Raw genomic sequence first — 21,329 nt, forward strand, 5'->3', positions numbered from 1 at the left:
GCCTCTCACATCAGCGAGGCGGGTCGACCGGTCCATTTCGGTACAATTTACGCTTCGCGATGTACTGGACCACGCCGTCGGGTACCAGGTACCAGACGGGTTTGCGGTCGACGACGCGGCGCCGGCAGGCGCTGGAGGAGATCGCCATCGCCGGCACCTCGACCAGCGACACGCTGTCCCGGGGCAGGTGCTCGGCGGACAGCTCGTACCCGGGGCGGGTGACGCCGACGAAGTGCGCCAGCTCGAACATCCGCTCGGCGTCCTTCCAGGACAGGATCGCGGCGAGCGCGTCGGCGCCGGTGATGAAGTACAGCTCGACCCCCGGGCCGTAGCTTTCCCGCAGGTCGTTGAGGGTGTCGACGGTGTAGGTGGGGCCCGGCCGGTCGATGTCGACCCGGCTGACGGCGAACCGCGGGTTGGAGGCGGTCGCGACCACGGTCATCAGGTAACGGTCCTCGGCCGGGCTGACCCGCACGTGTTCCTTCTGCCACGGCCGGCCGGTCGGCACGAACACGACCTCGTCGAGCCCGAAGCGGTCCTGGACCTCGCTCGCGGCGACCAGGTGCCCGTGGTGGATCGGGTCGAAGGTCCCGCCCATGATCCCGACCCGGCGCCCACTCTGCTGCTGCATCCGCGCATCGTAACCAGCGTTCGGGCCTCGACGGCCCAGCAGTTTCCCAGTCTTCGGACCAGCGCCCGGCCCGGTCGCCGGTCCGGTACCCCCCAACAAGTGCTTGACATTGTCGAAACGGCGGCCCGATGATTCCAAGCATGTCCTTGGAATCCGGCTCGGCGGACCGGCCCGACACCCGGCCGCGGCTCTACGACAACCCGCTCGCCATCCGGGCGCTCGCCCACCCCACCCGCCTCTCGCTGTACCTGCTGCTCGGCCGGGACGGCCCGATCACCGCCGCGGAGGCCGGGCGGCAGCTGGACATCAGCCAGGCACTGGCGTCACACCACCTGCGGCAGCTCGCCAAGTACGGCTTCGTCGTCCCGGCCGAACCGGGCGACGGCCGGGAGCGCCCCTGGCGCGTGGCGTCGACCTCGTTCGGCCTGTCCGACGTGGCACACGACCCGGAGCTGGCCGCGGCCGGCGGCGTCCTCGACGAGGTACTGGTCGAGCGGGCGCTCGCCAACCTGCTGGACTGGAACACCCGGCGGGCCGACTGGGACCCAGCCTGGTACGAGCTGACCGGTACCGGTCACAGCCTGGTCTACCTGACCCGGGAGGAACTGGCGGAGTTCATCGACGGCATGCAGGCGCTGGTCGCACCGCTGGTCGAGCGGCGGCGGATCGGCGACCGGGCCGCCCGTCCGGACGACGCGGTACCGGTCGACATCACCTACGTGGTCACCCCGTTGCCACCGACCGAGAACGGCGGCTGACCGGTGCACCCGCTGCTGCGCGTCCTCGCCACGCGCAGAGACCTGCGGTTGCTGTTGTCCGCCGGGCTGGTCTCCGTCACCGGCGACTGGATCCTGCTGACCGGCCTGGCCTACCAGGTGTACCGGCTGACCGGATCGACCGTGGCGAGCGGGCTCGCGGTGCTCGCCGGCCGGGCGCCGCAGCTGCTGCTCGGTACGGTCGCCGGCACGCTGGTCGACCGGTGGAACCGGCGCACCACGATGATCGTCGCCAACCTGCTGCTGGCCGCCGGCCTGACCCCGCTACTGCTGGTCCGGCACGCCGGCCAGGTCTGGATCGTCTACCTGGTACTGCTCGTCGAGACCTGCGTGGAGCAGTTCTTCACCCCGGCCGAGGCGGCGCTGCTGCCCCGGCTGGTGGTCGAGGACGAGCTGGTCACCGCGAACGCGCTGGACGGGCAGAACCGCAACATCGCCCGGCTGGTCGGCGCCGCGCTCGGCGGGGTCGCCGCCGGGCTGGGTGGGCTGCCGGCGGTGGCGCTGGCCGACCTCGCCAGCTTCCTGGTCGCGGCGGCGCTGGTGGCCCTGATCCGTACCTCCGGGGCGCTGCCGCGCACCGACCCCGAGCCGCCGCTGCGCAGCTGGCTCGCCGGCCTGCGGCTGGCCGTACGCGAACCGACGGTACGGGTGGTGCTGATCTTCTTCGCCGTCACGGCGCTGGGCGAAGGGGTGATGAGCACGCTGATGGCGCCGTGGGTCAGCGACGTGCTGCACGGCACCGGCCGGGCGTACGGGCTGATCATGGCGGTGCAGGCGGCCGGCGGCATCGTCGGTGGTGTGGTCGCCGCGACGCTCGGGCACCGGATCGGTGCGAGGTTGCTGTTCGGTGCCGGCGCGGTGCTGTTCGGCCTCGGCGACCTGGCGCTGTTCCTGTACCCGCTGGTGGCGCCGGCGGTGTGGCCGGCCGGGGTGCTGATCGCGCTGGTCGGGCTGCCGGGCGCGTGCGTCGTGGCAGGCGCGTTGACGGTGCTGCAGACCGCGACGGAGGACGGGGAGCGCGGCCGGGTGTTCGGGGCCGTCGGCGCGGTCGGTGGCCTCGGTGCCCTGCTCGGTACGGTCGGTGCCGGCACGCTGGGTGCGGTGCTGGGCATCGTGCCGGTCATCGCCAGCCAGGGGCCGGCTACCTGCTCGCGGGCATCCTGGTCCTCGCCGCGCTGCCCCGTCGCACCGAGCCCGTGCGGCCCGTCACCGTCGCCGGCTGACCGCGTCGGGCCAGGTCCGGCGGCCGCCGTTCGCCGGCCCGGCAGGGCTGGTGGGACGGATCGCGCCGGGCGACCGAGGAGTCCCTCGACAAGTCGAGCGCGCGGCTGCTGCTCACGCGCGGGTTCCGGACGGATCGCCGTCAATCCCGGCCACCAGCCACGTTCACGCCAGGTCGGGCAGCGGTGGCTCGCCGGACTCCCAACGACGCAGCCGGACCGCCTTGCCGACCTCGGTCCGGGGCAGCGCGCCGGGCGCATCCACCCGCACCTCGCAGCGCAGCCCGAGCCGGTCGTGCAGGGCCGCCGACAACCGGGCGACGACCGGCGCCGGGTCGCCGTCGGCCGCGAGCTCGGCGCACACCACCAGCCGGGTCTGCGCGGTGCGGGTGTCGAGCACCAGCAGGTACTGCGGCGCCACCGCCGGGTCGGCCAGCAGCACCGACTCGATCTCGCTCGGGTACACGTTGACGCCGCGGACCACCAGCATGTCGTCGGCGCGGCCGACGATCCGGCTCATCTTCACCGAGGTACGCCCGTCCGGGCTTGGCGTGCGGTCGAGCCGGGCGAGGTCACCGGTGCGGTAGCGCAGCAGCGGCAGCGCCTGCTTGGTGAACGTGGTGAAGGTCAGCTCGCCGAGCTGACCGTCGGGCACCGGCTCGTTCCCGTTCGGGTCGAGCGCCTCGACGTGGAAGTGGTCGTCCTGGACGTGCAGCCAGCTGCCCGAATCCAGCGTCTGGCAGGCCACGCCGGGGCCGATGATCTCGGACAGGCCGTAGATGTCCAGCGCGCGGATGCCCAGCAGCGCCTCGATCTTGTCGCGCATCGCGTCGGTCCACGGCTCCGCGCCGTGCACGCCGACGGTCAGGCTGATCTCGTCCGGCCCGACGCCGGCGGCGGCGAACGCCTCGCCCAGGTACACCGCGTACGACGGGGTGCAGGTCAGCGCGTCCGGGGCCAGGTCGGTGATCAGCCGCACCTGGCGGGAGGTCAGGCCGGCGGAGATCGGAAGCACCGTCGCGCCGAGGGTACGGGCACCGTGGTGCACCCCGAGGCCGCCGGTGAACAGGCCGTACCCGTACGCGTTGTGGATCAGCGAGTCCGGCGTGATGCCGGCGCCGGCCAGCGATCGGGCCATCACCTGCCCCCACAGCCGCAGGTCGGACTCGGTGTAGCCGACGATGGTGGGCCGACCGGAGGTACCGGACGAGCCGTGCAGGCCGGCGAGCGCGGTCCGTGGCACCGCGAGCATCCCGTACGGGTAGTGCTCCCACAGGTCCGCCTTGCGCACCACGGGCAGTCCGGGCAGGTCGGCGAGGGTCAGCTCGGCGCCGCTCGCCACGCCGGCCGCGCGCAACCGGGTGGCCTGCAGCCCGTCGGCCGCGAGCAACCGGTCGACCAGCGTGCGCAGCCGGCGCTGCTGCAGCGCGGCACGCTCGTCGGTGGACATCCGTTCGGCGCGATCGAAGATCATCGGTGATCCTCCCTGGCGGCGGGCCCTCTTCATACCACCCGACGCACGCCGCACCGATCGTTGCTGTGCGCCAGCCCCCGCGCGCCACGCACGCGTGACGCCGTGCGCTCCCCCGCGAACCTCAGGCGGAGCGGGCGGCGAGGGCGATGCGCGTTTCGTCGCGGCCGGTGGCGAGGGCGCGGCGTACGGCCGCGACCAGGTCGTCGCGGGCCAGCAGCGTCTCGGCGGCGGCGACCGTGGTCGCGGAGACCGCGTAGCCGGGGAACGACCAGCCGGCCAGCCGACCGGCGAGCTCGCCGCTGCGGCCGGCGGTGGCCGGCAGGATCTCGGCGAAGTAGCGCGGCACGTACGGCGCGGTCAGCTCGGCCTGTTCCGGCTGCCAGAAGCCGCGGGACAGCGCCTCCAGGTGCCGGTTGGTGAGCGTCTCGTCGGTCATCATCGACCGCCAGGCCGCCTGCTTCGCCGCGGCGTCGGGCAGTGCGGCCCGGCAGCCGGTCGCGTGTACCGCGCCCTGCCCGGTGTTGTCCCGGGCCAGTTCGGCGTCGATCTCGGCGCTGCCGGCCGCCCCGAGCACCACCAGCCGGCGCAGCAGCCGCCAGCGCAGTTCCGCGTCCAGCAGCACCCCGGTCGGGACCTCGCCGGCCAGCAGCCGGGTCAGTTCGGCCGGCTCGGTCAGGCAGGAGACGAGGGTACGCAGCGCGGTCAGCTGCCGGCCGCTGCCCGGGGCGGCGTCGGCGAGCATCGCCCGGCAGGTGCCGGCGAGGGTACGCAGCGCCGCCGGTCGCCGAGCCGGATCGAGGTACCGGTCGGCGACCTGGGTCCGCGCGTTCGCCAGCATGGTGGCCGCCAGCGTCGCCGACGCCTCGCCCGGTACCGCCGCGGCGACCAGCTCGACGAACGCGTCCGGCGGCAGGTCGGCGGCGCGGGTCGCGTCCCAGGCGACGGTCCACAACAGCGCGCGGGTCATCGGCTCGGTTGCCGCCGGCAGCAGCCGGGGCAGCTCGCGCATCGCCGGTTCCGCCAGCCGTACCGTGGCGAAGGTCAGGTCGCCGTCGTTGAGCAGCACCAGGTCGGCGTCGCCCGGCAGCTCCGGTACGGGGGTGTGCGCGCCGGCGATCTCCACCTCGACCCGGTACTCGCGGGTCAGCGTGGCGCCGGTGAGCCGGTAGCCGCCGATGCCGATCCGGTGCGGCCGCAGCGGCGCGCCGTGCACCCCGTCCTGCCGGACGACGGTTCGACCCTCCACAGTGGATAGTTTGAGCCGGTTGGTACCGGCGGTGCGCAGCCACCGCGCGGCCCAGTCGGCGACGTCCCGGCCGCTCGCCGCGGCCAGCGCGCCGACCAGGTCGGCCAGCGTGGCGTTGCCGTACGCGTGGTGGGCGAAGTGGTCACGCAGGCCCGCGAGGAACGGCTCGTCGCCCAGCCAGGCGGCCAGCTGGCGCAGCACCGACGCGCCCTTCGGGTACGAGATCTGGTCGAAGTTGACCAGCGCGCTGTCCGCGTCGGTCACCTCGTCCGGCGCGACCGGGTGCGTCCAGCTGGACTGGTCGGCGGCGTAGCCGGCGAGCTTGTTGTGCCCGGCGAAGCTGGCCCACGCATCGGTGTAGGCGCTCGCCACCGGCAGCACCCGGTAGGACAGGTAGGTGGCGAACGACTCGTTCAGCCACAGGTCGTCCCACCAGCGCATGGTGACGAGGTCGCCGAACCACATGTGCGCCATCTCGTGCGCCACGATGGCCGCCCGCGTCTCCAGCTCGGCGTCGGTCACCGCGGAGCGGTACAGCAACTCGTCGCGATGCGTGACGCAGCCCGGGTTCTCCATCGCGCCGGCGTTGAACTCCGGCACGAACACCTGGTCGTACGTGTCGCCGAACCCGTACCGCACGCCGAACAGCGCGTGGTAGGCGTCGAAGCAACGCGCGGTCAGCGTCAGCAGCTCGTCCGCCGCGGCGGCCAGCGGCTCGGCCAGCGAGGCGCGCGCGTGCCAGCCGAGCCGGATCCCGTCGTGCTCCCGGTACCGCGACACGTACGGCCCGGCGCACACCGTGGTCATGTAGGTGGCGATCGGGCGCGTCTCGGTGAACTCCCACCGCCCGGCCCCGACGTGCACGCCGCGCTCGTTGGCCAGCACCGTCCACTCCTCCGGTACGGTCACCGCGAGCGTCACCGGCGCCTTGAGGTCCGGCTGGTCGAAGCAGCAGAAGATGTTCTGCGCGCAGTCCAGGAAGCTCATCGCGTACACGTAGACGTTGTCGTCGGCCGGGTCGACGAACCGGTGCAGCCCCTCGCCGGTGTGCGAGTAGTCGCCGTCGGCGACGACCACCAGCTCGTTCTCCGCCTCCAGCGCCGGCAGCGGCAGCCGGTTGTCGTGCAGCGTCGGGTCGAGTTCCCGGCCGTTCAGGGTGGCGCTGCGCAGCGTGCCGCGCAGCTCGGCGAACGTGTCGGTACCCGGGTGGGCGCAGCCGAACCGGATCGTCGAGATCGACCCGAACCGCTCCGCGCCCCTGGTCAGGTCCAACTCGACCCGGTAGGAGCGAACGGTCAGCTGTTCGGCGCGCGCTCGCGCCTCGGCATGGGTCAGGCTCGGCATCCCGCCATCATGCCCACCCGGAGTCGATCACGTCCCGGTAGGGCCGATCATGGTGTCGTCCAGCGAGAAAGCGCTTGCTGGACCCACCGCACCCTGATTCATGGCGGCCTGCGGGTCAGGGTGTCGCGGCACGGGCGGCCAGCGCGACCCGGATCTCGTGGTCGGCCTCGACGACCTTGCGGCGCACCATCGGCGCCAGGTCGTCCCGGGCCAGCAGGTCGGCGCCGAGCCGGGCGGTGCGCTCGGACACCGCCGTCGACGGGTAGCCGAAGCCGACCGCGACGAGCAGCAGGCCGGGGCTTCGCCAGGCCGCCGTCCCCGGCAGCTCGGCGAAGTAGCGCGGCACGTACCCGTCGGTCAGCGCGGCGTGTTCGGGCCGCCAGAACCCCTCCCCGACCGCCGCCAGCTGGCGGTTGGAGATCGACCGATCGGCCATCAACAGCTGCCACGCCGCCTGCTTGGCCGCCGGGTCCGGCAGCGCGGCCCGGCACCGGGTCGCGGCCACCTCGCCCGCCGCGGTGTGGTCGGCGGCCAGCTCGGCGTCGATCTCGGCCGGCCCGGCCAGCCCGAGCGTGACCAGCCGGCCCAGGATCGCCCACCGCAGCTCCGCATCGACCGGTACGCCGTCGGGCACCCGCTCGCCGCGCAGCCACGAGGTGAGCAGCGCCAGCTCGTCGTCGGTGACCGCGCACCGCGCGAGTACCGACGCCGCGAGCAGCCGGTGCGGGCCGGACAGCAACGCACCGGCCAGCCCGGCGAGCCGGTGCAGGGTGGCGTCCCGGCGCTGCGCCGGCAGGTACGTGTCGGCGGCCTGCTCGCACAGCCGCAGCACCGACGGCGGTACGCCCGGCGACGGCTCGGCCGGCAGCGCCGCCGCGGCCAGCTCGACGAACCGCTCCGCCGGCCACCGACCGGCCCGCACCAGCTCCCAGGCGTTGGTCCACACCACCGCCCGCGACGCCGCGTCCGGCATCGTCGGCAGCAGCTCGGCGAGCCGGCCCAGTTCGGCCGGCGTCAGGTCGACCCGGGCGAAGGTCAGGTCGGCGTCGTTGAGCAGCAACAGGTCCGCCGCCGGCCGGCCGACCAGCTCCGGCACCGCAACGGCGGCGTCGTCGGTGTCCGGCAGCGTGACCGGGATGCTGTCGTGCTCGCCGGTCGCCGCGTACCAGCCGACCCGGATGCGGTGCGGGCGGACCGGGCCGCCCGCCGGGGCGGACCGCGCGACCTCGACCGACGAGTAGCGGCCCTCGGCGTCGAGCTCGGTGCGGGCGGTGAGCAGGTCGACCCCGGTGGTCCGCAGCCAGCGGTCCGCCCACGCGGTCAGGTCGGCTCCGCTGACCTCCGACATCGTGCCGATCAGGTCGGCCAGCGTCGCGTTGCGGTACGCGTACCGGGAGAAGTAGGCGCGCAGGGCGGCGAAGAAGGTGTCCTCGCCGAGCACCGCCGCCAGCTGGCGCAGCGCCGAGGCGCCCTTCGGGTACGAGATCGAGTCGATGTTGAGCAGCCCGTGCGCGACGTCCGGTACGTCGGTCGGCGCCACCGGGTGCGTGGCCGGCCCCTGGTCGGCCCGGTAGCCGGGAATCTTGCGGAACACGCTGAAGAAGCCCCAGGCGTCGACGTAACGGCTCGCCTCGCCGACCACCCGGAAGCCGAGGAACTCGGCGAACGACTCGTTCAGCCACAGGTCGTCCCACCAGCGCAGGGTGACCAGGTCACCGAACCACATGTGCGCCATCTCGTGCGCGATCACCATCGCCCGCAGCTGCCGCTCCGAGTCGGGCACCGCCGACCGGTAGAGCCACTCGTCCCGGACGGTGACGCAGCCGATGTTCTCCATCGCCCCGTACAGGAACTCCGGCACGAACACCTGGTCGTACTTGTCGCCGAACGGGTAGCGCATCGCGAACGCGCGCTGGTACCAGTCCATCGCCCGCTCGGTCAGCTCGAACAGCTCGCCGGCCTGCTCGTCGAGGTGGTCGGCGAGGCTCGCCCGGCAGTGCCAGCCGTAGGTGATGCCATCGTGCTCGTGGTACACCGAGTGGAACGTGCCGGCGCAGACGGTGAACAGGTACACCGACATCGGCCCGACCGGCTCGAACTCCCACCGGGCCGCCGCACCCGCGCCGGTTTCGGGGGCGCTGCGGGCACCGGAACCGTTGCCGAGCACCGTCCAGTCGGCCGGCGCCGTGACCGTCAGCGTCACCGTGGCCTTCAGGTCCGGCTGGTCGAAGCAGGCGAAGATGCGCTGAGCGTTGTCCGGCGACGACGACCCGCACAGATACGCCTGGCCGTCGGCCGGATCGACCGCCCGGTGCAGCCCCTCGCCGGAGTTGGTGTACGTCCCCTCCGCGGTCACCACCAGCTCGTTGTCCGCAGCGAGCGGCGGCAACGTGATCCGGTTGTCGGCGCAGACCAGGTCGATCGGCACACCGTTGAGGGTGGCCGCGATCGGCCGGCCGGTCAGCTCGACGAAGGTGGACTCGCCCGGTTCGGTGCACCGGAACCGGATCCGGCTCACCGAGCCGAACACCTCGGCGCCACGGGTCAGGTCCAGCTCGACGGCGTACGACTCGACGGCGAGCAACGCTGCCCGCCGGACGGCCTCGGCCTGGGTCAAAGACGGCATCCGTTCATCATGCCGGTACCCGCCCACCCCCGCCCGCTCGACGGCGCCCGACGGCCCACGCTCACGCCCGCGATCGGCCGGTCACGCCCGCGGTCGGTCCGCTGCCGACACCGCGGACCGGGCCCGGTCAGAACAGCTTGCCGGCCAGCGTGGCCACCAGGACGTACACCGGGAGCGAGGCGATGCAGATCAGCGCGCCGAGCCGCGGGGTGCGCTGCACCGCGCCGCCGACCCGCGGCCGGCACAGCAGCCCGACCAGCAGTACGCCGGCCAGGAACGCCAGCAGCGGGAAACCGCAACAGGTCCAGCCGTACACGGAGATCTGGCCGAGCACGCCACGCCGGCTGGCCACCGAGATCAACACCAGCTGGCCGATCAGGCCGGCGAGCGAGCACGCGGCGTACACCACCGCGGCGCGCGGTCGCGGCCGCCACGCGGGCAGCAGCGGCGGGCTGGCGGCGAGCCGGTCGACCTCGGCGCCGGCGGCGGTCGCGTCGGCCAGGCGGCGGTCGGCCCGCGCCAGCCGATCCGGCACCGGTACCGGTTCGAGCAGATCCGGCAGCTCACCGGGGCCGGCGGCGGCGAAGTCCGGTGCCGGCAAGCGCAACCGGGCGGCCCGTTCGATCAGCTCGTCTCGTTGGGTCAGCGCCCGGTCGGACAGCGCGACGATCCGCTCCTGGTGCGCCGCGGCCGCCTCGGCCGAGATCGGCGCGGCGACGCCGAGGCGCCGGGTCGCCGCCAGGTAGTCGTCCCAGTCCGGCACGGCTCACTCCCCCGCCAGGCTGGTCGGCTCGGTCGCGTGCGGCACCTCCGGCGGCGCGCTACCCGGCGTACGGGCCTGCCACAGCGCCTCGCGCAGCCGGGCCCGGGCCGCCGGATCTGCGTACGGGTCGATCAGCCGGACGGTCCGCTCACCCAGCACCGCCGTACCGTCCACATCGGACACCGTGAGCCGCCCGGGCAACCGCCCGAGCACCGGCGCCGCCGGCCGCTGCGCGGACAGCAGCAGGTGCACCCCGACCGCTCCCCCGGTCGAGACCAGCTCCGCCAGCATCGCCTCGACCGGCAAGGACTCCGGTTCCCCGGTACGGCGGGGTGCCGGCCCGGGTTCGCCGTGGTCGGACGCCCGCTGTGCGCCGTCGCCACGCATCCGCGGCACCGTCCCGCCCTCGGCGCGGGGTTCCGGCCTTGCCGCGCCGTCCGGATCGGCCCCCGGTACCGGCGGCATGCACGTGGCGGCCAGCGCGAGATCGGCGCCGGCGAGCACGACCAGGATCCGCGGCACTGCCCTGTCCACTGTGGACAGAGCAGTGGCCAGATCGGCGTGCCCGGCGTGATCCAGCAGCCGGCGCCGCTCGGCGACCTCGGCGACCAGCCCCGCCAGTACGGGCGCCGGGTCGGCCGCGGACTCGACCGCGTCGACGTGGCGGGCGTGTGGCAGCCAGCTGGGGTCGCCCCGGCTCGGCGCGAACTCGGCGAACAGCGCGAACCCGGTCGCGTCCAGCAGGTACACCGCGAGCTCGTCCGGCGAGTACCGGGTGGCGAGCCCGTACACGGCGGTCAGCGCGACCGCACCGGCCGCCCGCGGGGATCCGGCCAGCAGCCAGTGCGGGGTCCGTTCGGCACAGACCAGCTCGACGGCACCGCCCGCGCCGACGCCGATCGGCGTGCGCAGCCCGGTCGCGGAGCGTTCGGCCCATCGCTGCGCCGGCACCAGCTGCCCGAACCCCGGCCGCAGCGAATCGGCCAACCGCCGGCACACCGCCGCGACCAGCTCGTCCGGTGGCATCGGATCCAGCCGGACCGCGGGCGCCGTCACCTCGCCGTACGAGACCGCCACCCACTCACCGGGGACCGCCCCGGCACCGTCCGCGGTGCCGCTGTGGTCGGCCCGGGTGGCGGCGGAACGCACCGAGACGGTGTGCGGCAGCGGCGCGGCCTGACCGGCCAGCAGCAGGTGCAGCCGGCCGGCCGGGCCCTGCTCGGCCAGCGGGCGCAGCCGCGCCGGCGGCAGCGGCTGCGCGACGACCAGCAGCAGGTACGGCAGGCCGGCCGGATCCTGCCCCGCCCGGACCGCGGCGGCGACGTGCTGCAGCTGCCGGTCGGCGGCCGCGAGCGCGGTGTCCGGGTCGGCCTCGAGCAGCAGCCCGGCCGCACGCAACGGCCGGAACGGCGCCGGCAGACCGGCACCGAGCCAGCACACCCGCAACAGCCCGGCCGGTGCCGCCGCCACCAGCCGCAGCAGGACGCCGGCGAACAGCCCGGGCGACCCGGCGTCGAGGGCCAGGTGTCCGGCACCGAGCAACGGCACCACCGCGGGGTAGCCGAGGTCGTCTGCCGGCACCGCGGTGCCGATCCGCACCGGTACCGGTGCGGATGCGGACGCGTCCCGGCCGACCGGAAGCTCCGCGGTGTCGGCCCAGTCCGCACCGAGCCAGCCGGGCGCCAGCCGGCGGGCGGCTCGCCGGGCCTGCTCGGCGAGCGCGGCGCGCTCGGCCGCGGAGTCGCCGGAGCGCGCAACGTCCAGCGCGGTACGCGCCGCGCGCAGCTGCGCCACCGCCTCCCGGTGCGCGCCCACCGCCTGCCCGAAAACCGCCCGTACCCTGGTCATGCACCACCTCCCGGCCCCCGCCGTGGCCCGCAGACAGTACCGCATCAGCTGGTCACGATGGGCGGTCCAACACTCACGAACCGGCGCCCGCCGGCCGGCCCGGACGCCGACCGGTGACGAGTCGAACAGCTCGTCCGGGCCGCGGTGAGTTAGAGTGGTGGCATGCGCACGAGCTTCAGCTGTCTCGGTTGGTGGCGCCCCTGACGGGCGGCACCACACTCCGCGCACTCTGCTCAGCAAGCACGCGGCCGCCCGGTTCGGGCGGCCGTTTCGCGTGGGTACGCGCTTCGGCGGCGCGGGCCGGTCGGCCCCACCGACAAGGAGCCACCACCATGACCCGCCGCATCAGTGGATTCACCCCGTCCGGCGTCCTGCACCTGGGCAACTACCTGGGTGCGATCCGGCCGATCGTCGACGGCACCGGGCACACCGACACCGTCGTGTTCATCTCCGACCTGCACGCGCTGACCCTCGACCACGACCCCGCCCTGGTACGCGAGCGAACGCTCGAGTTCGCCACCCTGCTGCTGGCCGCGGGCGCCGACCCGGACCGGCACCTGTTCCTGGTCCAGTCGCACGTTCCCGAGCACGCCGAGCTGCACTACCTGCTGGAGTGCACCACCGGGTACGGCGAGGCACAGCGCATGATCCAGTTCAAGGAGAAGTCGCGGCGGCAGGAGCAGATCCGGATGTCGCTGCTGACCTACCCGATCCTGATGGCCGCCGACATCCTGCTCTACGACGCCGACGAGGTACCGGTCGGCGACGACCAGAGCCAGCACGTCGAGCTGGCCCGTGATGTCGCCTACCGGTTCAACACCCGGTACGGCCAGACGTTCACGGTGCCGCGGGCGGTACACCCGCCGGTCGGTGCGCGGATCATGGACCTGACCGCGCCGACCACGAAGATGAGCAAGTCGGCCTCCTCGGTGGCCGGTTCGCTCCGGCTCGCCGACGACCCAGACACGTTGCGGCGCAAGGTGATGCGCGCCGTCACCGACGACGGCCGCGACGTGGTGTACGACCCGGACCGGCGGCCCGGGGTGGCGAACCTGCTCGACATCCTCGCCGGCTGCACCGGCACCGACCCGGTCGGTCTGGCCACCGGCTTCGACTCGTACGGGCAGCTCAAGCGCGCGGTGGCGGACGCGGTGGTGGAGACGCTCGGGCCGCTGCGCAAGCGGTACCTGGAGCTGTCCGACGACCCGGCACACGTCCGTGGCGTGCTGCGTACCGGGGCAGCCCGGGCACGGGAGATCGCCCAGCGCAAGGTTCGTACCGCCAAGCAGGCGATCGGCCTGCTGCCGGCGTAGCCCATCGAGCGTCCGGAACGCCGACTACGTTCCGTGTCCTCACGTTAACACCAGAGAGTGATTGTTGATCATGGGTCGTGACGTGGACTACCGGATCGGCGTTCACTGAGCGAGTCCGTTACCGCCGCACGGAGACGGGCAACTCCGCGCCGGGACGCCCGGCGCGGGCGGCGGTGGCGTCGCGCGGCAACTGGGGGGTGTGCCGCGCGGCGCCACAGTGCCGCATCCGTTTCTTGCAATTCAGCGCAGCGCACATCCTTCGACACCGTTCGCCCATCCTGGCGAACGGAGCAGGCGTCGCCACGCGCCGGCGGTGAGCCGTCAGCCCGTCTCGATCGGCGACCAACCCGCTGCGGCCTCGGCTCCGGGCCGGAAGTCGTAGCGGAGCTCGCCGGTGGCGGACAACCCGAGCAACGTGACCGAGCTGGTCCCCCAGACGGTTCCGTCGTCCTGGACGGAGCGGGCGAGCAGCGCGCGCGGGTCGCTCGGCGCCGGCACGTCCGGTCCGTCGAGCAGCGCGAGCCACGGCGCCCACGCGTCCGCCACCGGCTTGCCCGGCGCGGGTTCGGGACGCTCCGCCGCCGCGAACCGGGGGCCGAAGTGCGCGGCGCGCGGCGATCGCCGGTCCGCCGGCCCGAGCCACCGCCCCTGGTTCACGAACAGGTGGTCGCCGGCGGTCAGCCGGTACCGGTGCGGCTCGTAGCCGTCCCAGGTCGTCACGCACAGCACACCGCCGTCGATCACCAGCAGGTGGCACGGGTCGTACCCGGTGAGCTCGGCCGGTGCGGCCTCGCCGGCAGCGGCCGCCAGCGGCAGCCCGCCGCGCGACGTGCGGCCAACCGGATCGGCGGGCCGCCCGGACGCGTTGAGCACGCAGGCGATCCGGCCGGCGGCGGGGTCGACGGCGAGCCAGGTGCCGCCGGCCTGCTCGTCCAGGCCGCCGAGCAGCCGGGGGCGGTCCGGCCAGTGCCGGGCCGGCGGCTGCCACGGCCGGCCGAGCATCTCGTCTCGTACCGCGAGCACCAGCACCGGCCAGTCCGCATCCGGGCGCAGACTGGCCAGCACGGTGCACATCAGCGCACCACCCGAGCGCTAGCGCACCTCGCGATGACACAGTGTCCGTGATCTGTCACTAGACGGCACCAATCGTCGGCGATTCGTCCGGTTTCCCGGATCATGATGTGGGGGTCCGTGACCACCGTCACCGGGAGGCTCCGATGTCCGAACACACGATCGCGCACCCCACCAGCCTGCACCCCGCGGCCACCCCGACCCGACCCGCCCACCCGCGGATGGGGCGGTCCGAGCCGCGGGTGGGGCTGGCCGAACCGCGCGCCGCGACGCGCTGTGGCTGCGGGTCCGGCTGCGGCTGCGGCTGCCAGTCCGGCGGCTCGTGCACGTGCGGCGGACACTGTCGGTGACCGACACCGGCGTGCCGGCCTGGTGGACCGGGTCGGCCGCCGCGGCGCTGGTCGCCATCGGGGCCGTCCGGCTGCTCCGCGGCGACCGCACCGGCCGCGACGTCGAGGTGGCCCGGATCGGGATGGCCGCCGCGATGGCGGCGATGGCGCTGTCTGACGCGGTACCGCGCTGGTGCGGCCCGGCCCTGCTCGCCGCCGGATCCGCCTGGTCGCTGGCACTGCTCGCCCGTCACCGCTGGCCGCGGCACGCTGGGTCCCGCCCGCCGGCAGCGAGCGCCGGCGGGCATGCCGCGCACCGGCTGCACCACCTCGCGGGGGCCGCCGCGATGGCCTACCTGCTGACGTTGCCGCAGTTCAGCGAGGGTACGGCGATGCACGGGACGGTCCTGCCGGCAACCGGCGCGGTCCCGGCCGCGCTCCTGGTGGCTGCCGACCTGGTGTTGATCGGCTTCGTCGCCGGCTCCGCGGTACTCACGGTGCTCGGCGCCACCCGGCTGGCCGCGCCGATCCTGCCCGGTACCGCGCCGGCACCGCGCGCCACCGCCGCCTGCCAGCTGCTGATGAGCCTCTCGATGCTGGCGATGCTGTACCCGATGCTGCGGGCCTGAGCCCCCGGGCGGCGCTGCGGCGGGCACAACATCTTCACCGCGCGCATCGCGTACCACCACGGGAGCGGCATAGATTGCCCAACCATGAAGCAGCGACGGGTCCTGGTCGTCGAGGACGAGCCGACGATCGCCGAGTCCGTCGGCGCCAGGCTGCGCGCCGAGGGGTACGAGGTGGAACTCGCCGGCGACGGTCCGAGCGCCGTGGACGCGGCGCGGCGGCGACCACCCGACGCCATCGTGCTCGACGTGATGCTGCCCGGCTTCGACGGGCTGGAGGTGTGCCGGCGGGTCCAGGCCGACCGCCCGGTACCGGTGCTGATGCTCACCGCGCGTGACTCGGAGACCGACCACCTGGTCGGGCTGGGCGTCGGTGCGGACGACTACCTGACCAAGCCGTTCAGCATGCGGGTGCTGTGCGCGCGGGTGCAGGCGCTGTTGCGCCGGGTGGACCGGGCGGCGCAGACCAGCGACGAGATCCTCAGCGTGGGCGAGCTGGCGATCAACCGGGCGCAACGCCGGGTGACCAGGTCGGGCGCCGAGGTGCACCTGACGCCGACCGAGTTCGACCTGCTCACCCGGCTGGCCGAGCGGCCCCGCGCGGTGCTGCGCCGCGAGCAGCTGCTGGAGGAGGTCTGGGGTTGGGCCAACGGCTCCGGCACCCGCACGGTGGACAGCCACGTCAAGGCGCTGCGCCGCAAGCTCGGACCGGGCCTGATCCGTACCGTGCACGGGGTCGGCTACGCGCTGGAGCCGGCGCCGTGATCCGGCCGCTGGACCGGATCGGCTCGATCAAGCTGAAGATCGGGGTCCTGGTCACCGCCTCGATCTGCGCCGCGTCCGGGGTGTTCTGGCTCGGCATCGGTACCAACGGGCTCGGCGTGCTGCTCGCCGTGCTCGCGGTCGCGGTGGCGCTGACGGTGACCCAGCTGCTGGCGCACGGGATGACCTCGCCGCTGCGGGACATGACCACCGCCGCGGAGGCGATGGCGCGTGGCGACTACACCCGGCGGGTACGGGCGACCTCGTCGGACGAGGTGGGCCAGCTGGGCCGCGCGTTCAACCAGATGGCCGAGGATCTCGCCGTGGCCGACCGGCAGCGGCGCGAGCTGATCGCGAACGTCTCGCACGAGCTGCGTACCCCGATCTCGGCGCTGCAGGCCGTGCTGGAGAACGTGGTGGACGGGGTGAGCGAGCCGTCCGAGCTGAAGACCGCGCTGGCGCAGACCGAGCGGCTCGGCCGGCTGGTCTCCGAGCTGCTCGACATGTCCCGGCTCGACGCCGGGGTCGTGCCGCTGCGCCGCGAGCAGGTGGCGGCCGAGGACCTCCTCGCCGAGGTGGTGGCGCAGACCTCGGTGGCCGGCCCACCGGTACGGTTCGCCGTCGACGTGACGCCGGCCGACCTGACGATGCACGCCGACCCGCAGCGGCTGCACCAGGTGCTCGCCAACCTGGTCGAGAACGCCTGCCGGCACAGCCCGCCGAACGGGCTGGTCAGCCTGCGCGCCCGCCGGCACGACCACGAGGTGGTGCTGGAGGTGCAGGACGAGGGGCCGGGGATCCGTTCGGAGGACCGGGAGCGCGTCTTCGAACGGTTCACCCGCGGCGAGCCGTTCCGTGACCGGGTCGGCGGTACCGGGCTGGGGCTGGCCATCGCGCGCTGGGCGGTCGATCTGCACGGGGGCACGATCCGGGTGGTCGGCGGCGGCGTCGGCTGCCTGATCCGCGTCACCTTCCCGGCCGGCTGACCACGGCGCCCCGTCGCTTCGTCGGTCACCGGGTCGGCCGATCACGACGTGGCCGATCCGACATCGATTGCCGGGCGATACCCCGCCATGATCAACACGGCAGGACGCGGTGCCGTAGCCTGGGCCGGTGCGTACCGTGCGGGGTTTGGTGGCCGGATTGCTTGCCGTGGCGGCGATCGGGCTGCCCGCTGGATGCAGCGGGCCGGCCGACTCGGCCACCGGCGGCTCGCGCACCCCGTCGTCCCGGCCGGCCGCGAGCCGATCCACGCACTCGCCCACACCGTCACCGAGCCCGTCGCCCAGCCCGGTCAGCTACCCGCTGCGGGGCACCGGTTCGTACGCGATCGCGCCGGGGCACAGCGCGACGCTGGGGCGGCACGGGACGCTGCTGCGCTTCCAGGTGGCGGTCGAGCACGGCATCGACAACCTGTCCGTGTCCGGGTTCGCCGACCAGGTGGTGGACATCCTCGGCGACCCGCAGGGATGGACGGCCGGCGGCGACTGGCGGCTGCGCCGGGTCGGGCCGGGCCAGCCGCACGACTTCGTGCTCTACCTGGCGACGCCGGCGACCCGGGACGTGCTGTGCGGCGCGGCCTTCGACCGGTACACCTCGTGCCGCAACGGCGACGCGGTGGTGATCAACGTGTCCCGCTGGCTGCACGGCGTCCCCTACTACCACGACCTGACCGCCTACCGGGACTACGCGGTCAGCCACGAGGTGGGGCACCGGCTGGGGCACGGGCACGAGCTGTGCCCGGGCAAGGGGAAGCCCGCCCCGACGATGGAGCAGCAGACGCTGGGGCTGCACGGCTGCACCCCGAACCCGTGGCCGTACCCGCACGGGCGCCGCTACACCGGCCCCAGCGGCGAGTACCCGCTGGTCGTACCGACCGACCCGACGACCTGGTACCGGCCGAGCTGACGAACCGCCCGAACCGGGTCAGTGTGGCGGGTTCCCGCCGCAAGCCGTAATTACGCCATCCACGTCGGGTGAACCGACGAAATTACCCCTATCGCGCGGGGTTGTTTTCGTGTAGATCCTTAATGGCGCCTTATGGGTGTCAAGCTCGATCCTTCCCGACCATCTGGGATTGAGGAGGTTTCACCCGTATTAACCGGTGCGTCCCTCCGCACCGGTCGCCGGACCTCGACCGAGGCACCGGCTTACCCCCACGCCGGTGCCGTCGACGGCACCGGCAGCCTCGCCGATGCCGCTCGGCATCGGCCTGCCCCAGCGAGAGGAAGCACCATGGGTGTTCCCCTGCGCCGAGCCATGGTCGTCTCGGTCGCCGCATTGTCGGCTGCCGCCCTGACCTCACTCGGCCTCGCCCAGTCCGCCTGGGCCGCACCGGCAAGCAGCACGACCTCCGGTGTCCAGCGGGTCTGCGACGCGCCCGCCGCGCCGCACACCATGCACTGCATGGCGTTGAAGCGCACCGGCATCCACCCGGACCTGCCGTCCGGGTACGGGCCGACGGATCTGCAGAGCGCGTACAGCCTGCCGGCCAACGGCGGCGCCGGCACGACCATCGCCATCGTGGACGCCTACGACGACCCGAACGCGGCCAGCGACCTCGCCGCGTACCGGTCGGCGTTCGGGCTGCCGGCCCTGACCTCCGGGCAGTTCCGGAAGGTCAACCAGAACGGGCAGACCAGCCCGCTGCCGTCGCCCGACCAGGGCTGGGCGGGCGAGATCTCGCTCGACCTGGACATGGTCTCGGCGATCGCGCCGAAGGCCAACATCATCCTGGTGGAGGCGGACGCGCCGAGCGACACCGACCTGTACCAGGCGGAGGACGAGGCGGTGGCGCTGGGCGCCAAGTACGTCTCGAACTCCTGGGGTGGCGGCGAGTCGTCCGGCCAGACCTCCGACGACCAGCACTTCAACCACCCCGGCGTCGCCATCACCGTCAGCTCCGGCGACGACGGCCACGGCGCCGAGTACCCGGCCACGTCGAAGTACGTGACCGCGGTCGGCGGTACCTCGCTGTCGCGGTCCGGCAGCGGCTGGAGCGAGTCCGCGTGGAGCGGTGCCGGTTCGGGCTGCTCGTCCTACGACTCGAAGGCCAGCTGGCAGAACGTCAACACCGGATGCTCGAACCGGGCGGAGGCGGACGTGTCCGCGGTCGCCGACCCGAACACCGGCGTGGCGGTCTACCAGACCTACGGCGGCAGCGGCTGGGCCGTGTACGGCGGCACGTCGGCGTCCGCGCCGATCATCGCCTCGGTGTACGCGCTGGCCGGCACGCCCGGCGCCAGCGACTACCCGGCGAGCTACCCGTACGCGCACGCGTCGAGCCTCAACGACGTGACCAGCGGCAACAACGGCAGCTGCGGCTCGCCGATGTGCTCGGCCGGCACCGGCTGGGACGGCCCGACCGGCCTCGGTACGCCGAACGGCACCGCCGCGTTCGCGGCGGGTGGCACCACGCCGCCCGGTGACGTGACGGTGTCCAACCCGGGCAACCAGAGCAACAAGGTCGGCGACTCGGTCAGCCTCCAGCTGTCCGCGTCGGGCGGCACCGCGCCGTACACCTGGTCGGTGACCGGGCTGCCGGCGGGCCTGTCCGCCTCCTCGTCCGGCAAGATCACCGGTAGCCCCACCACGGCCGGCACCTCGACCGTGAAGGCGACCGCGACCGACGCCGCCGGCAAGACCGGTACCGCGTCATTCTCCTGGGCGATCACCACCGGCGGTGGCGGCGGCACCTGCGGTAGCCAGCTGCTGGGCAACCCGGGCTTCGAGACGGGCTCGGCATCGCCGTGGTCGGCCTCGTCCGGCGTCGTGTCGTCGAACGCCGACGGCGGCGTCGCACACTCCGGCAACTACTACGCCTGGCTGGACGGCTACGGCACGTCGCACACCGACACCGTGAGCCAGACGGTCCAGGTACCGGCCGGCTGTGACACCGTGTCGTTCTCCTTCTACGTGTACATCTCCACGCAGGAGTCCGGCTCGACCCCGTACGACACGTTGACCGTCAAGGCCAACTCGGTCACCGTGGCGACGTACTCGAACGCCAACGCCACCAGCGGTTACGTGAAGAAGTCGTTCACCCTGACCGGCGCGTCCGGCCTGTCGGTGAAGATCTCCTTCAGCGGCACCGAGGACTCGTACCTGGCGACCTCGTTCCTGATCGACGACGTGGCGTTCACCACCGCGTCCTGATCCGCTCCCCCACGGGCGGGGGCCGGCGCTTCGTCGCCGGCCCCCGCCTCGTCGATCAAGGGCCCAGGCATCGTCGATCAAGGGCTCACCTCGTTGACCAAGGACTCGCGTCGTTGATCAAGGACTCGCGTCGTCGATCAAGGGCTCACGTCGTCGATCAAGGACTCGCGTCGTCGACCAAGGCTCACGTCGTCGACCAAGGGCCTAGGCATCGTCGATCAAGGACTCGCGTCGTCGATCAAGGGCTCACGTCGTTGACCAAGGGCTCACGTCGTTGACCAAGGGCTCGCGGCACGTCGTGCTGCCACTGCGCGCCGCAATCCCTTGATCAACTACCGGGGTCCTTGATCAACGCGTCGAGCGGGCGGGTGGGGTCAGCGGCGGGCGACGAGGAAGCGGCCGAGCGCGGGCAGGCTGCCGTCGGCGAGCCGACGCGCCTCGGTGTCGCGCACCCGGCGGGCGACGTCGTTCGCCACCGGGGTGTCGGCGAGCCGCTGCGCGACCATCCGCCACAGCCCGATCGTCGGCTGGTCGGTGACGGTCAGCCCGGCGGCCTGCAGCGCGGCGACGATGTCGGCACCGGTGTGCAGCGGCCGGTGCGCCGCCTCCTCCGGCGACTCGTGCCCGCTCGGTACGAAGCTGTCCTGCCAGCGCTGCCACGGGTCGGTCGGCCGTGGCCGTCCCTCGTCGTCCTCCGGCTCGGCCGCGGCGACGCCGGCGGCGGCGAGCAGGTCGACCGCGTCGTACAGGAACCGCGCGGCCGCTTCGTTCGCGCGTTCCCGGGCGAACTCCTCCAGTACCAGCACGCCGGAGGGCGTCAGCAGGTCGAGCGCGTGCTCGATCGCGCCGGGCAGGTCCTCGATGTGGTGCAGCGAGCGGGTGAACAGCACCGCGTCGTACCGGCCGGGCGCCCGATGGTCGCGCAACTCGGCGTTGACCACCTCCAGGCCGCGCTCGGCCGCGGTCGCCGCGGAGTCCGGGTCCGGTTCGATCGCGGTGACCCGGTAGCCGGCACCGGCCAGCGCGGCCGCCAGCGCACCGAGCCCGGCACCGACCTCGCAGATTGCCGCCGGCGGCTCGGGCAGTACCGGTCGCAGCAGCGCCATGGTGTCCGGCACCGCGAGCGCGGTCAGGTCGATGTGCAC

General features: G+C 73.6%; 15 protein-coding genes and 1 pseudogene. 8 read left to right on the forward strand and 8 right to left on the reverse strand.

The annotated features are described in order from the left end of the window. Window positions 1-10: 10 nt before the first annotated feature. Window positions 11-631 (reverse strand): nicotinate-nucleotide adenylyltransferase, encoded by a 621-nt coding sequence (gene nadD, locus Asera_RS30280; RefSeq protein ID WP_030446991.1) that lies wholly within the window; start codon window positions 629-631, stop codon window positions 11-13. Window positions 632-771: 140 nt separating this feature from the next. Here nadD and Asera_RS30285 point away from each other — a divergent pair, with 140 nt between their 5' ends. Next, entirely contained in the window at window positions 772-1,389 is a 618-nt protein-coding gene (locus tag Asera_RS30285) for an ArsR/SmtB family transcription factor (protein ID WP_030446992.1), read from the forward strand. A gap of 3 nt (window positions 1,390-1,392) precedes the next feature. Further along, a pseudogene (locus tag Asera_RS34090) lies at window positions 1,393-2,472 on the forward strand (MFS transporter); the annotation flags it as partial. A gap of 321 nt (window positions 2,473-2,793) precedes the next feature. On the opposite strand, the gene Asera_RS30295 reads toward Asera_RS34090, so the two are convergent. The 5 genes from Asera_RS30295 to Asera_RS30315 form a co-directional block, all read right to left on the reverse strand. Beyond that, entirely contained in the window at window positions 2,794-4,101 is a 1,308-nt protein-coding gene (locus Asera_RS30295) for a phenylacetate--CoA ligase family protein (protein WP_211255612.1), read from the reverse strand. A 121-nt stretch (window positions 4,102-4,222) separates the two neighbouring features. Further along, window positions 4,223-6,691 (reverse strand): aminopeptidase N, encoded by a 2,469-nt coding sequence (gene pepN / locus Asera_RS30300; protein WP_030446995.1) that lies wholly within the window; start codon window positions 6,689-6,691, stop codon window positions 4,223-4,225. Between the two features lie 115 nt (window positions 6,692-6,806). Continuing rightward, window positions 6,807-9,317 (reverse strand): aminopeptidase N, encoded by a 2,511-nt coding sequence (gene pepN, locus Asera_RS30305; protein WP_030446996.1) that lies wholly within the window; start codon window positions 9,315-9,317, stop codon window positions 6,807-6,809. A 127-nt stretch (window positions 9,318-9,444) separates the two neighbouring features. Further along, window positions 9,445-10,080: a hypothetical protein gene (locus Asera_RS30310; RefSeq protein ID WP_051802413.1), complete on the reverse strand. Its 636-nt coding sequence runs from the start codon at window positions 10,078-10,080 to the stop codon at window positions 9,445-9,447. Between the two features lie 3 nt (window positions 10,081-10,083). Further along, the gene (locus Asera_RS30315) at window positions 10,084-11,928 is read right to left on the reverse strand and encodes an FtsK/SpoIIIE domain-containing protein (protein WP_035297153.1); all 1,845 of its coding nucleotides are present in this window, start codon (window positions 11,926-11,928) and stop codon (window positions 10,084-10,086) included. A gap of 332 nt (window positions 11,929-12,260) precedes the next feature. Here Asera_RS30315 and trpS point away from each other — a divergent pair, with 332 nt between their 5' ends. Further along, complete coding sequence (gene trpS, locus Asera_RS30320) at window positions 12,261-13,241, forward strand: tryptophan--tRNA ligase (protein WP_030446998.1); 981 nt, start codon at window positions 12,261-12,263, stop codon at window positions 13,239-13,241. Between the two features lie 321 nt (window positions 13,242-13,562). On the opposite strand, the gene Asera_RS30325 is transcribed toward trpS, so the two are convergent. Continuing rightward, on the reverse strand, window positions 13,563-14,315 hold the full coding sequence (locus Asera_RS30325) for an NRDE family protein (RefSeq protein WP_051802414.1): 753 nt from the start codon (window positions 14,313-14,315) through the stop codon (window positions 13,563-13,565). 343 nt (window positions 14,316-14,658) lie between these two features. On the opposite strand from Asera_RS30325, the gene Asera_RS30330 reads away from it, so the two are divergent. The 5 genes from Asera_RS30330 (at window position 14,659) to Asera_RS30350 (ending at window position 20,184) form a co-directional block, all read left to right on the forward strand. Continuing rightward, window positions 14,659-15,270, forward strand: a complete 612-nt coding sequence (locus tag Asera_RS30330) for a DUF5134 domain-containing protein (RefSeq protein ID WP_084131794.1) — start codon at window positions 14,659-14,661, stop codon at window positions 15,268-15,270. Window positions 15,271-15,354: 84 nt separating this feature from the next. Then, complete coding sequence (locus tag Asera_RS30335) at window positions 15,355-16,032, forward strand: response regulator transcription factor (protein WP_030447002.1); 678 nt, start codon at window positions 15,355-15,357, stop codon at window positions 16,030-16,032. Beyond that, window positions 16,029-17,015: a HAMP domain-containing sensor histidine kinase gene (locus Asera_RS30340; RefSeq protein WP_035297159.1), complete on the forward strand. Its 987-nt coding sequence runs from the start codon at window positions 16,029-16,031 to the stop codon at window positions 17,013-17,015. Before Asera_RS30335 ends, Asera_RS30340 begins: the two co-directional genes overlap by 4 nt. Window positions 17,016-17,142: 127 nt before the next feature. Beyond that, the gene (locus Asera_RS30345) at window positions 17,143-17,937 is read left to right on the forward strand and encodes a DUF3152 domain-containing protein (protein WP_084131797.1); all 795 of its coding nucleotides are present in this window, start codon (window positions 17,143-17,145) and stop codon (window positions 17,935-17,937) included. Window positions 17,938-18,264: 327 nt separating this feature from the next. Then, window positions 18,265-20,184, forward strand: coding sequence for a putative Ig domain-containing protein (locus tag Asera_RS30350; protein WP_244844086.1), 1,920 nt, complete (start codon window positions 18,265-18,267; stop codon window positions 20,182-20,184). A 374-nt stretch (window positions 20,185-20,558) separates the two neighbouring features. Here Asera_RS30350 and Asera_RS30355 read toward each other — a convergent pair whose 3' ends face one another. Then, window positions 20,559-21,329, reverse strand: a complete 771-nt coding sequence (locus tag Asera_RS30355) for a class I SAM-dependent methyltransferase (protein WP_084131799.1) — start codon at window positions 21,327-21,329, stop codon at window positions 20,559-20,561.

The sequence above is a fragment of the Actinocatenispora sera genome, from assembly GCF_018324685.1.
GTDB lineage: Bacteria > Actinomycetota > Actinomycetes > Mycobacteriales > Micromonosporaceae > Actinocatenispora > Actinocatenispora sera.